The organism is Bacillus sp. JJ634 (assembly GCF_036962285.1).
In the GTDB taxonomy this organism is placed as follows: Bacteria; Bacillota; Bacilli; order Bacillales; family DSM-1321; genus Peribacillus; species Peribacillus asahii_A.
In genome coordinates, this window is sequence record NZ_JBALMU010000024.1 from 146681 (window position 1) to 159738 (window position 13058).

Genomic DNA, 13058 nt, shown 5'->3' on the forward strand with positions numbered 1-13058 from the left:
AACGAGTCTTTTTTGTAATAATAATAGGAGTTCTTTGCTTTTTTTGATATGATTAAGTAAATTCTTTTGCTTTTTAAAAAGAATGTTTTTCGCATACTGACGTTTTGTTTAGTATAATAATCTAGATGTTGCTGTTATAAAGTGTATTTATTGGGGGACTAGAATATGTATTCAATATGGAAGCGTTTCGTTAAGAAGGATGCTTCTTCCGATTTAACAGATCGAATTCAGCGTATAAGAGAGTTTGGAGTTCCTCAGCATATTGCAATCATTATGGATGGGAACGGACGTTGGGCCAAAAAAAGAGCACTTCCTCGTGTGGCCGGTCATCATGAAGGAATGAAAGTTGTTCGTAAGATTACGAGAATGGCTAATCAATTGGGGGTTAGTGCGTTAACCGTTTATGCTTTTTCTACAGAGAATTGGAAACGACCAAAGACCGAAGTAGAGTACTTGATGAAATTGCCTGAAGAATTTCTAGGTTCGTTTTTGCCGGAGTTAATTCGAGAAAATGTAAGAGTGGAAATGATTGGTGATTTCACTACTCTTCCGGCCCATACTCAGCGTGCGGTTCAAAGGGCAATCGATGATACGAAAGATAACGATGGCTTAGTTTTAAATTTTGCCTTAAACTATGGCAGCCGCGCTGAAATTGTAAAGGGCGTGAATAATGTCTTAAAAGATGCACAAAAGGGTATATTAAAGGGTGACATTTCAGAGGATGTCTTTTCTCGTTATTTAATGACAGGCACTTTGCCAGATCCGGATTTATTAATTCGGACAAGTGGTGAAATTCGTTTGAGTAATTTTATGTTATGGCAGTTGGCTTATACGGAATTATGGTTTACTGAAGTATTATGGCCGGACTTTAATGAAACACATTTGCTTGAAGCGATTGAAGTGTATCAAAAGCGTGCGCGGAGATACGGTGGCGTTTAATTTAGAAGGTGAGGATTAATAGAGGTATGAAGCAACGAATAATTACAGCAATCATTGCAGCGGCCATTTTTGTTCCGCTTGTGATTGTTGGGAAGTTGCCATTTTTGCTGTTAGTGTATGCAATGGCTACAATTGGATTATATGAATTATTAAGAATGAAGAACTTGCACAAACTTTCCTTTGTGTCAGTTATCTCGTATGTATTATTGTGGATTATATTATTGCCGCAGGAGTATACAAATTTTTTAACAAACAATGATTATGATAAAACTCAAATCATGCTAATTGGCGGGCTATTATTTTTAATTTTTTCTGTTGTATCGAAAAATCGCTTTACATTTGATGATGCTGGATTTTTATTATTAGCGATTGTATACGTGGGCATCGGTTTTTATTTTATGTATGTGACACGTGAAGCTAGGCTAGTATATATCTTCTATGCGTTGTTCACGATTTGGGCAACGGACTCAGGTGCTTACTTTGTCGGTAAAGCGATTGGTAAGAGGAAGTTGTGGCCGGAAATCAGTCCGAATAAGACGATTGAAGGATTTTTCGGCGGCTTGGTGTTCGGTCTCATTGTGGGAATAGGATTTTATTTATTTACATCTTTTGAGGATTCGTTTTCTTTAGTTAAAGTATTGGTGATGAGCCTTATAATATCGATATTTGGTCAATTAGGCGATCTTGTTCAATCCGCTTATAAGCGCCATTATGGTGTGAAGGATGCAGGGAAGCTGCTGCCAGGACATGGTGGAATTTTAGATCGAATGGATAGTTTAATATTTATTTTGCCAATTCTACATTTATTTCATATTTGGTAATAAAGATATAAATAAGCGTGTGTCGAGTAGTCGTTAGGAGTGGAATGGGAATTGAAGTATATTAGTTTGTTAGGGGCAACAGGATCGATTGGGCAACAAACAATCGATGTTGTACGAAATCATCCCGAACAATTTAGTTTAGTTGCGTTATCAGCGGGAAGAAACATAGATTTAGTAAGAACATACATAAACGAATTTAAGCCGGAGCTTGTATCTGTACACACAAAAGAAGACTGTGATACGTTAAAGAGTGAATTTGGTCATGAACACATGACTTTCATGTATGGAGAAGAAGGACTTGTCGCCGTAGCAATTTATGAGAAGGCTTCTATTTTGGTGAATGCTGTAATTGGCAGCGTAGGCCTTGGTCCAACACTTCAAGCGATTGAAGCTGGTAAAGACATTGCTCTTGCTAATAAAGAAACACTGGTGACAGCAGGGCATCTTGTTATGAATGCTGTCAAACAAGCCGGCGTACAGCTGCTTCCGGTAGATAGCGAGCATTCAGCTATTTTTCAAGCATTGCAGGGGGAGCAGGAGAAGAATATTGAACGTCTTGTCATTACAGCCTCTGGCGGCAGCTTTCGCGATCGGACGCGTGAACAGTTAGTTGGGGTAACAGTAGAAGAAGCGCTGAATCATCCGAATTGGTCAATGGGAGCCAAGATTACAATCGATTCGGCATCGATGATGAATAAAGGGCTAGAAGTCATTGAAGCGCATTGGCTATTTGATCTACCATATGAACAAATTGATGTACTATTGCACCGAGAAAGTGTGATTCATTCGATGGTTGAATTTCATGATTCAAGTGTCATGGCACAGCTCGGTACACCAGATATGCGCGTTCCAATTCAATATGCGCTCACATATCCAGATCGCTTGCCGCTTGTCGGAAGAAAACGATTAAATTTAGCCGATTTTAGCAAGCTGCATTTTGCGGAAATGGACTTTGATCGATACCCTTGTTTGCGATATGCCTATGACGCCGGTAAAATGGGCGGCACAATGCCAACGGTGTTAAACGCAGCTAATGAAGCCGCTGTAGCTGTTTTTCTAGCTGGACAAATATCCTTTTTAGATATTGAGATGTTGATTGAACAAGCGATGAATCGCCATCAAGTTATTGCTCATCCGGATTTAACAACGATTCAAGAAGTCGATCAAGAAACAAGACAGTTGATTCATACATTATTATTGAAAAAGAGGTGATGGGCTTTGCAAACAGTAGAAACTCTTTTGGCGTTTATCGTTATCTTTGGAGCGCTTGTTTTCTTTCATGAGTTAGGGCATTTAGTGTTTGCTAAACGTGCTGGTATTTTATGTCGTGAATTTGCCATCGGAATGGGTCCAAAGGTGTTTACGTATAAAAAGAATGAAACGCAATATACCATTCGTTTATTGCCGCTTGGCGGCTATGTTCGAATGGCTGGTGAAGATGCGGATAACGTGGACCTTAAGCCGGGTTATCGTGTTGGATTAGTAATGGATGAAGAAGAAAATGTTACAAAAATTATTTTAAATAATAAAGATAAATACCCAGATATTCGTTTAGTGGAAGTAGAACGAGTGGATCTTGATCATAAACTGTTTTTAACAGGATTTGAGGAAGGAGATGAAGAGACGCTTAAATCATTTTCGATTCATCCTCAGGCTGTTATCGTAGAAAATGGAGTAGAAAATCAAATTGCACCATATGATCGTCAATTTCCTTCTAAATCACTTGGACACCGTGCTATGACGATTTTTGCTGGGCCGATGATGAACTTTGTGTTGGCGTTCTTTATCTTCCTTATTATTGGCTTGTTTCAAGGGGTGGAAGTGGATGAAGCTAAGCTTGGTAAGTTAACGGAAGATGGACCGGCCCTTACATCAGGCTTGCAAACAGGAGATCGCGTTGAATCGGTGAACGGGGCGGAAGTTTCATCATGGACAGATGTGCAAGAAAATATTCAAGGTAACCCTGGGAAAGAAATTGAATTTGTTGTCGTTCGTGATGGTGAAACATTAACGATTCCAGTTGTGCCTAAGGAAATCGAACGAGAAGGTAAAACGATTGGTATTATTGGTGTGTACCCGCCGGTTGAAAAAGATATTTTAAAATCGATTCAATATGGTTTTACACAAACATATTTTTGGACAAAGCAAATTTTTATCATTCTCGGCGACCTTGTAACAGGCGGCTTTACGATTGATAGTTTGTCTGGTCCAGTTGGGATTTATAAATCAACAGAAGAAGTGGCGCAACAAGGGATTTTTGTTTTAATGAAATGGGCAGCACTTCTTAGTATTAACCTTGGAATTATGAATCTTCTCCCACTACCGGCTTTAGATGGTGGACGACTTTTATTTTTCTTAGTAGAGTTTTTACGAGGGAAACCAGTTGATCGTCAAAAAGAAGGGCTTGTACATGTCATTGGTTTTGCTTTATTGATGCTGTTAATGATTGTTGTAACATGGAATGATATTCAGCGCTTTTTCATAGAATGAATGAAATCAGCAGAAGATTTTCTGCTGATTTTTTTGTATTGTTATGACTAGGCCGAAAGATTTCTGGAACCTTGATTTCAAGTAAAATGGGCCCTGAATTGTTTTATCAAAAAATAGTTTACTACAGCTATTTCGCCTTCATCAGCAGGGGGGAGGGGTATCGTGGAGTAGGAGAAAAAGTTTAATTTCTTAAAAGAAGTAAAGCATAAGGAATGGATATCGGCTTTTCCATTAGGAGTGACAAGTCGTATTTTTCTAAAAATAGTTTGTTTTCCTCCTAAATCGTACGGTATAATCTTATTTGATGATAAGAACTGTTTTCTTTTCAGCGCTCGATTTTAAGAAGCGCTTTGTTTGGTTGAAGGAAAAAGGTGGAGCTGCGCTAAACTTAATAAGTGCTGCAACCTTATTGGGTGAGTGGAAATGCTTCTGCTATATATTCCTTCATAAATAAATGGTGGCTTTAAAACGCCATATTCGTTTTGTATAAATGTGTATTTGAAGAGGTGCAAAGATGAAGCAAAGTATGACATTAATTCCTACATTGAGAGAAGTTCCTGCTGATGCTGAAATTAAGAGCCATCAGTTGTTACTGCGTGCAGGATATATGAGACAAAATTCAAGTGGTGTGTACAGCTTTATGCCGCTTGGGAAAAAAGTGTTACAAAAAGTAGAAGCGATTGTTCGTGAAGAAATGGATAATGCGGGTGCAGTTGAACTATTAATGCCAGCCCTTCAACAAGCTGAGTTTTGGCAAGAGTCTGGTCGTTGGTATACATACGGGCCAGAGCTAATGCGTTTAAAGGATCGAAATAATCGTGAGTTTGCACTAGGAGCGACACATGAAGAAGTCATTACGAGCTTAATTCGTGATGAAGTAAAATCATATAAACGTTTGCCATTGACTTTATATCAAATTCAAACGAAATTCCGTGATGAAAAACGTCCTCGTTTCGGATTATTGCGTGGCCGTGAATTTATTATGAAAGATGCGTATTCTTTCCATGCAAGTCAAGAAAGCTTGGATGAAGTATATAGCCGATTATATCAAGCGTATTCGAATGTATTCGCTCGCTGCGGATTAAATTTCCGTGCAGTTATTGCGGACTCAGGTGCGATGGGAGGAAAAGATACTCACGAATTCATGGTTCTTTCTGACATTGGAGAAGACACGATTGCTTATTCAGATAGCTCTGATTATGCGGCGAATGTAGAAATGGCGCCGGTTATTACGAGATATGAAAAATCTGAAGAAGCAGAAGCAGCGCTTGAGAAAGTGCATACACCTGGACAAAAATCGATTGAAGAAGTATCCGCATTTTTAGATACTGATGCAACGAAATGCATTAAAACATTACTGTTCCAAGTCGATGATAAACAGGTTGTTGTGTTAGTTCGCGGCGATCATGAAGTTAATGATATTAAATTGAAAAATTACTATAATGCTTCTGTTGTGGAGCTTGCTGAGCCAGAGGCTACGAAAGAAATTCTTGGCTGTGCAATTGGTTCATTGGGTCCAATCGGTGTAAGCGATGGTATAGAGGTTATTGCGGATGCAGCTGTGGAGACAATTGTTAATGGAGTTACAGGTGCGAACGAAGAAGATTATCACTATATCAATGTGAATCCAGGCCGTGATTTTACTGTAACGGCTTATGTGGACCTTCGTTTTATTCAAGAAGGAGATCTTTCTCCAGACGGAAACGGTACCATTCAATTTGCCAAAGGAATTGAAGTTGGTCATGTCTTTAAGCTTGGTACACGATACTCTGAGGCAATGAATGCTGTATATCTTGATGAAAATGGACGTACACAGCCGATGATTATGGGATGTTACGGTATTGGGGTGTCTCGAACGGTTGCAGCGATTGCGGAACAATTCAATGATGAAAAAGGCTTAGTTTGGCCGGGAGATATTGCTCCATATCAAGTGCATTTAATTCCAGTGAATATGAAAGATGAGACACAAGCGACTGTTGGGGAAGAATTGTATACGGAATTAAAAGCTGCAGGTTTTGATGTATTAATGGACGACCGTCAAGAACGTGCTGGTGTAAAATTTGCTGACTCTGATTTAATTGGACTTCCAATTCGCGTAACGGTTGGTAAAAAAGCAGCAGAAGGTATTTTGGAAGTGAAAATTCGTAAGTCAGGCGAAGTAGTAGAAGTTACTCGCTCTGAATTAGCAGCGAAAATTAGAGAGCTATTAGGTTAATGTAATCATATAGACACGAAAGACATCATTCATATGAATGGTGTTTTTTGTTTGTCTGTTTCTAATCCATACAATGTGTTCGAGTATGGTATAATAACCTCTGTTCAAAAAGGATTTCTAAGAAAAATTTAAGATAAGGAGAGAGAGAATGGATCAAAATAGCGGTCGAGAAAGATTTCAACTCTTGCTCCAGCAACTAGGTTTAACGGACGATGCGTTCGTTCAATTTTTTAATGGGGCTGAAATTGAAAAGTTATCGATTGAGCGACAATCGAAAACGTGGCATTTTCTGTTTAAGCTTCAACAACTAATACCGTCTAGCGTGCATATGCGCCTTCGAACACAGTTAACGAGTACTTTTGCTCAGATTGCCAATGTGTCCTTTTCACTTAACGTTGTAAATCCACAGATGAGTGAAGAATTAGTTAAGGACTACTGGAGGCAGTGTTTAGGGGAGCTTGAGGGCATGTCTCCTGCATTATTATCTCTTTTACAGGGACAGGAGCCAAAGGTTGTTGGTCATCGTCTTATGGTGAATGCCCGCAATGCGGCAGAAGCGGGACAATTGAAGCAAAAATATTCGCGTTTTATTTCAGATATTTATCAATCTTACGGTTTTCCGACGCTATCACTGGAGGCAGAAGTTCTGCCTGAAGAGAGCGGAGAAGATTATCAACAGTTTCTTGAAGAGAAGCAAAAAGAAGATGAAGCCAAAGCATTTGCTGCACTCGTTGAAATGCAGAAGAAAGCATCAGAACAAGCAGTGGATGACAGTGTGTATGAAGGACCTGTTAAAATCGGTTATACAATTAAGGAAGATGCAGATTTCCGTCGCATTGAGGAAATTATTGATGAAGAACGCCGAATTGCGATTGAAGGATTTGTGTTTGATGCTGAAGTGAAGGAGCTTCGCAGTGGGCGTAGTTTGTTGACGTTTAAAGTGACGGACTATACAAGTTCTATCCTTGTTAAAGTGTTTTCGCGCGATAAAGAAGATGCGGTTATGCTTTCTCGCGTAAAAAAAGGAATGTGGGTACGTGCTCAAGGAAGCATTCAGAACGATACATTCGTTCGTGACCTCGTGATGATCGCCAATGATATTAATGAAATTTCGAAAATAGGTCGTCAAGATACAGCCTCAGAAGGAGAAAAACGAGTAGAGCTTCATTTGCACACACCGATGAGTCAAATGGATGCCGTTACTCCGACTTCCGCACTTGTTGCTCAAGCAGCGAAGTGGGGCCATAAGGCGGTGGCTATTACGGACCATGCAGTTGCTCAGTCCTTTCCAGAAGCGTATAGTGCCGGCAAAAAGAATGGGATAAAAATTTTATACGGTGTTGAAGCAAACCTGGTTGATGATGGTGTGCCGATTGCCTATAACGAAGCCAATCGAGTGTTAGCTGATGATACGTATGTTGTGTTTGACGTAGAGACGACGGGACTTTCCGCTGTTTATGATACGATTATCGAACTTGCAGCAGTGAAAATTAAAGAAGGAGAAATTATTGATCGATTTGAATCCTTTGCAAACCCGCATCACCCATTATCAGCAACGACAATTGAGTTGACGGGGATTACCGATGATTTAGTTGAAAATGCTCCTGATGTTCCAGAGGTGTTAGAAAAGTTTCGCGAGTGGACAGGCGATAGTATTTTAGTTGCGCACAATGCCTCCTTTGATATGGGATTTTTAAATATTGGTTACAAACAAATGGGACATCCGAAGGCGAGTAACCCAGTTATTGATACGCTAGAACTTGGTCGCTTTTTATATCCCGAATTTAAAAATCATCGTTTGAATACGTTATGTAAAAAATTTGATATCGAATTAACCCAGCATCATCGTGCGATTTATGATGCTGAGGCAACAGGATATTTATTGTTGAAAATGCTCAAAGATGCAGCTGAAAAAGGAATTACTCATCATCAGCAGTTCAATGATAATATGGGACAAGGAAATGCTTATCAACGTTCACGCCCATATCATTGTACATTGTTTGCTCAAACACAAGATGGTTTGAAAAACTTATTTAAGCTGATTTCCCTTTCGCATGTAAATTATTTTTATCGTGTGCCGCGTATTCCTCGTTCGCAGTTACGAAAGTATCGCGAAGGTATTTTAGTTGGATCCGGCTGTGATAAAGGTGAAGTATTTGAAGGGATGATGCAAAAAGGTTTTGAGGAAGTTGAGGAGCTCGCTGAGTTTTACGATTATTTGGAAGTACATCCGAAGGAAGTATATCAGCATTTAATAGAGATGGAGTATGTACGTGATGAAAAATCACTTGAGGCGATTATTTCTAATATTGTGAAGCTAGGAGAAAAACTAAATAAGCCCGTTGTTGCAACGGGAAATGTTCATTACTTAAACCCAAATGATAAAATTTATCGCAAAATATTAATTGGTTCACAAGGTGGGGCTAATCCGTTAAATCGCCATAAACTTCCGGATGTTCATTTTCGTACGACAGATGAAATGCTTAAAGCATTTCAGTTTTTGGGTAAAGAGAAGGCGAAAGAAATTGTTGTGACAAATACAAATCAAATTGCTGATATGATTGAAGAAGTGAAGCCGATTAAAGATGATTTGTATACGCCAAAAATTGAAGGCGCTGATGAAGAAATGCGCGAGATGAGTTATGACATGGCGAAGAAAATTTACGGTGAAGATTTGCCTGAAATCGTAGAGGCACGACTTGAAAAAGAATTGAAAAGTATTATCGGACACGGCTTTGCGGTTATTTATTTAATTTCGCATAAATTGGTGAAAAAATCACTCGATGATGGATACTTAGTTGGTTCGCGTGGTTCCGTTGGTTCATCGTTTGTTGCGACAATGACAGAAATTACAGAAGTGAATCCCTTGCCGCCGCATTATGTGTGTCCAAATTGTAAAAAATCAGAGTTCTTTGATGATGGTTCAGTCGGTTCGGGCTTTGACTTACCAGATAAAGATTGCCCAGCATGCGGCACGCGATATAAAAAAGATGGACATGATATTCCGTTTGAGACATTCCTTGGTTTTAAAGGGGATAAGGTTCCGGATATTGATTTGAATTTCAGCGGTGAATATCAGCCGCGTGCTCATAACTATACAAAAGTACTGTTCGGTGAGGAATATGTCTATCGTGCTGGAACGATTGGTACGGTAGCAGAGAAAACGGCCTATGGGTATGTGAAAGGATATGCAGCGGATCATAATCTTCATTATCGAGGTGCGGAAGTAGATCGTCTCGTTTCCGGCTGTACCGGTGTAAAACGAACAACAGGTCAGCATCCAGGAGGCATCATCGTTGTGCCGGATTATATGGATGTTTACGATTTTACACCGATTCAATTCCCGGCTGATGATCGCAATTCTGAGTGGAAAACGACGCATTTTGATTTCCACTCGATTCATGACAATATTTTAAAGCTTGATATACTGGGACACGATGACCCAACCGTTATTCGGATGCTGCAAGATTTAAGCGGCATTGATCCAAAAACCATTCCGACGGATGACCCGGTTGTAATGAAAATTTTCAGTAGTCCAGAGTCATTAGGCGTGACAGAAGAACAGATTATGTGTAAAACAGGAACGCTTGGTATTCCAGAATTCGGAACAAGGTTCGTGCGTCAAATGTTAGAAGATACCAAGCCTACGACTTTCTCAGAACTTGTACAAATCTCTGGATTGTCGCACGGTACAGATGTATATCTCGGCAACGCGCAAGACTTGATTCATAATAAAACGTGTACGCTAAGCGAAGTAATTGGTTGTCGTGATGATATTATGGTGTATTTAATTTATCAAGGCTTAGACCCATCGCTTGCGTTTAAAATTATGGAATCAGTAAGGAAAGGGAAAGGGCTATCAGAGGAATTTGAAGCCGAAATGCGTAAGAACGAAGTCCCGGAATGGTATATTGATTCTTGTAAAAAAATTAAGTATATGTTCCCTAAGGCCCATGCTGCGGCATATGTATTAATGGCGGTTCGGATTGCTTATTTTAAAGTCCATTTGCCGCTGCTTTATTATGCTGCGTATTTCACGGTTCGAGCTGAGGATTTTGAAATTGAAGCGATGACACGTGGTTCGCAAGCCATTCGTTCAAAAATTGAAGAAATTAATGACAAAGGGCTAGATGCATCCACAAAAGAAAAAAATACGTTGACGGTGTTAGAATTAGCACTCGAAATGTGTGAGCGTGGTTTTTCATTTGCTAAAGTAGATTTATATAAATCGAGTGCGGATGAATTTATTATTGAAGGCAATTCATTAATTCCGCCGTTCAACTCGATTCCAGGTCTTGGAACGAATGCGGCAATCAATATTGTGCGTGCTCGTGAGGAAGGGGAATTCCTTTCAAAAGAAGATTTGCAACAACGAGGAAAAGTTTCAAAAACGATTCTTGAATATCTCGATAAACAAGGTTGCTTAGAATCGCTGCCTGACCAAAATCAGTTATCATTGTTTTGATACAGCTTGACAAGAGGCTTTAAAAAACTTGTTAATTTGCATAAATTACTGAATTGTGGTATATTTTTAGTGGAAATACTAAGAGGAACCAATGGAAAGAGTGGGGAAACCCACTCTTTCGTGTTTGTATTGACCCATTATTAGAATAATCCATTACCAAGCGCGTAAGCCACATGTTTGGAGGAAACAAATTGAGTAAAAAGGTAACCGAAGTAGTAGAAGAACTTGTCACACCAATTCTTGAGGATTTACAACTTGAATTAGTCGAAGTAGAGTATGTTAAGGAAGGAAGCTGGTTCCTTCGTGTCTACATTGATAAAGAAACAGGCGTAGATATTGAGGATTGTGGAACTGTCAGTGAAAAATTAAGTGAAAAGCTTGATGAGGTTGATCCTATTCCACAAAATTATTTTCTCGAAGTTTCATCACCGGGTGCAGAAAGACCTTTAAAGAAAGATAAAGACTTTCAACAAGCAATCGGGAAAAATGTGTACATAAAAACATACGAGCCTATTTTAAATGAAAAAGAATTTGAAGGCACTCTTATGGCGTTTGACGGTCAGGAAGTTACGTTAGAAGTCAAGATTAAGACAAGAAAGAAAACCGTTGTCATTCCATATGACAAAGTAGCTAAAGCAAGATTAGCCATTAGCTTCTCTTAATATGTATATTTTATTATTAAAATCCGTAAGGGGGACCAACCATGAGCAGTGAGTTATTGGATGCTCTCTATATTTTAGAAAAAGAAAAAGGAATCTCAAGAGAGGTATTACTTGAAGCTATTGAGGCAGCGCTGATTTCAGCATATCGTCGCAATTTCAATCAGGCGCAAAATGTGCGAATTGATTTAAATCTTGGAAAAGGAACAATGCGTGTGTTTGCGCGTAAAGACGTAGTGGATGAAGTATTTGATTCACGCCTTGAAATTTCCTTAGAAGAAGCAAAAAAAATCAATCCGAATTACCAACTTGAAGATGTAGTAGAGATGGAAGTTACACCGAAAGACTTCGGACGTATTGCGGCTCAAACAGCGAAGCAAGTTGTAACACAGAGAGTACGTGAAGCAGAACGCGGCATCATCTATTCAGAGTTTATTGATAGAGAAGAAGATATTATGACGGGAATTGTACAGCGTCAAGATTCTCGTTTTATTTATGTGAGTCTTGGGAAGATTGAGGCATTGCTTCCGGTCAATGAGCAAATGCCAAACGAACAGTATAAGCCGCACGACCGCATTAAAGTATTTATTACAAAGGTAGAAAAAACATCAAAAGGACCGCAAATCTTTGTATCACGTTCACATCCAGGTCTGTTAAAGCGCTTGTTTGAAATCGAAGTTCCTGAAATCTTTGACGGAACAGTAGAAATTAAATCAGTGGCTCGTGAAGCGGGGGATCGTTCGAAAATCTCTGTGCATGCTGATAATGAAGAAGTTGATCCAGTTGGTTCATGTGTTGGTCAAAAGGGACAACGCGTTCAAGCGATTGTCAATGAACTAAAAGGTGAAAAAATTGATATTGTTAAATGGTCAGAAGATCCGGTTGTTTTCGTTGCCAATGCGTTAAGTCCTTCTAAAGTACTTGAGGTTATTGTCAATGAAGAAGAGAAAGCGACAACGGTTATTGTACCAGACTATCAATTATCGCTTGCGATTGGTAAACGCGGTCAAAATGCTCGTTTAGCAGCAAAGCTAACCGGCTGGAAAATCGATATTAAGAGTGAAACAGAAGCGCGCGAAGCTGGCATTTATCCGGTTGAGGAGCAAGAATTTTTGTTAAACCGAGATAGCTATGTGGAAGATGAAGAAGATTTTATTGAGGATAATGAGTAAGTAAGGGGTGAGCGAATTTGAAAGCCCGAAAAAAAATTCCTATGCGTAAATGTGTGGCAACTGGCGAAATGAAGCCGAAAAAAGAGCTTATTCGAATCGTTCGCTCAAAAGAAGGAGAAGTAAGTATTGATTTGACTGGTAAGCAATCAGGTCGTGGTGCTTATTTAACACTTGATCGTGATGTTATTGAGTTAGCTAAGAAGAAGAACGTCTTAGCTAACCAATTCAGCGTTCAAATTGATCCTTCTTTATATGAACAATTGCTTGAACTAGTGGATAAGGAGAAACACTAACCAT

9 protein-coding genes are annotated in these 13058 nt (G+C 39.3%); all 9 read left to right on the top strand.

The annotated features are described in order from the left end of the window. Nucleotides 1-165: 165 nt before the first annotated feature. The 9 genes from uppS (at nt 166) to rnpM (ending at nt 13054) form a co-directional block, all read left to right on the top strand. On the top strand, nt 166-939 hold the full coding sequence (uppS, locus tag V7068_RS04825) for an undecaprenyl pyrophosphate synthase (RefSeq protein ID WP_127759810.1): 774 nt from the start codon (nt 166-168) through the stop codon (nt 937-939). A gap of 26 nt (nt 940-965) precedes the next feature. Beyond that, nucleotides 966-1760 (top strand): phosphatidate cytidylyltransferase, encoded by a 795-nt coding sequence (locus V7068_RS04830; RefSeq protein WP_499711328.1) that lies wholly within the window; start codon nt 966-968, stop codon nt 1758-1760. Between the two features lie 51 nt (nt 1761-1811). Continuing rightward, nucleotides 1812-2972: a 1-deoxy-D-xylulose-5-phosphate reductoisomerase gene (gene dxr / locus V7068_RS04835; RefSeq protein ID WP_252290089.1), complete on the top strand. Its 1161-nt coding sequence runs from the start codon at nt 1812-1814 to the stop codon at nt 2970-2972. A 6-nt stretch (nt 2973-2978) separates the two neighbouring features. After that, on the top strand, nt 2979-4250 hold the full coding sequence (gene rseP / locus V7068_RS04840) for an RIP metalloprotease RseP (protein WP_499711329.1): 1272 nt from the start codon (nt 2979-2981) through the stop codon (nt 4248-4250). Between the two features lie 514 nt (nt 4251-4764). Further along, a complete protein-coding gene (locus tag V7068_RS04845; protein WP_499711330.1) occupies nt 4765-6465 on the top strand; it encodes a proline--tRNA ligase in 1701 nt (566 codons plus the stop codon). A 148-nt stretch (nt 6466-6613) separates the two neighbouring features. Next, nucleotides 6614-10930 (top strand): PolC-type DNA polymerase III, encoded by a 4317-nt coding sequence (locus V7068_RS04850; RefSeq protein ID WP_499711331.1) that lies wholly within the window; start codon nt 6614-6616, stop codon nt 10928-10930. Nucleotides 10931-11121: 191 nt separating this feature from the next. After that, the gene (gene rimP, locus V7068_RS04855) at nt 11122-11592 is read left to right on the top strand and encodes a ribosome maturation factor RimP (RefSeq protein WP_499711332.1); all 471 of its coding nucleotides are present in this window, start codon (nt 11122-11124) and stop codon (nt 11590-11592) included. A gap of 41 nt (nt 11593-11633) precedes the next feature. Further along, entirely contained in the window at nt 11634-12761 is a 1128-nt protein-coding gene (gene nusA, locus V7068_RS04860) for a transcription termination factor NusA (protein ID WP_127759818.1), read from the top strand. A gap of 17 nt (nt 12762-12778) precedes the next feature. Then, nucleotides 12779-13054, top strand: coding sequence for an RNase P modulator RnpM (gene rnpM / locus V7068_RS04865; RefSeq protein WP_164853160.1), 276 nt, complete (start codon nt 12779-12781; stop codon nt 13052-13054). The last annotated feature ends 4 nt before the right edge of the window (nt 13055-13058 follow it).

Coding starts and splice junctions, on each gene's coding strand:
- uppS (WP_127759810.1), top strand. CDS start 166: ATGTATTCAATATGGAAGCGTTTCGTTAAGAAGGATGCTTCTTCCGAT.
- V7068_RS04830 (WP_499711328.1), top strand. CDS start 966: ATGAAGCAACGAATAATTACAGCAATCATTGCAGCGGCCATTTTTGTT.
- V7068_RS04845 (WP_499711330.1), top strand. CDS start 4,765: ATGAAGCAAAGTATGACATTAATTCCTACATTGAGAGAAGTTCCTGCT.
- V7068_RS04850 (WP_499711331.1), top strand. CDS start 6,614: ATGGATCAAAATAGCGGTCGAGAAAGATTTCAACTCTTGCTCCAGCAA.
- nusA (WP_127759818.1), top strand. CDS start 11,634: ATGAGCAGTGAGTTATTGGATGCTCTCTATATTTTAGAAAAAGAAAAA.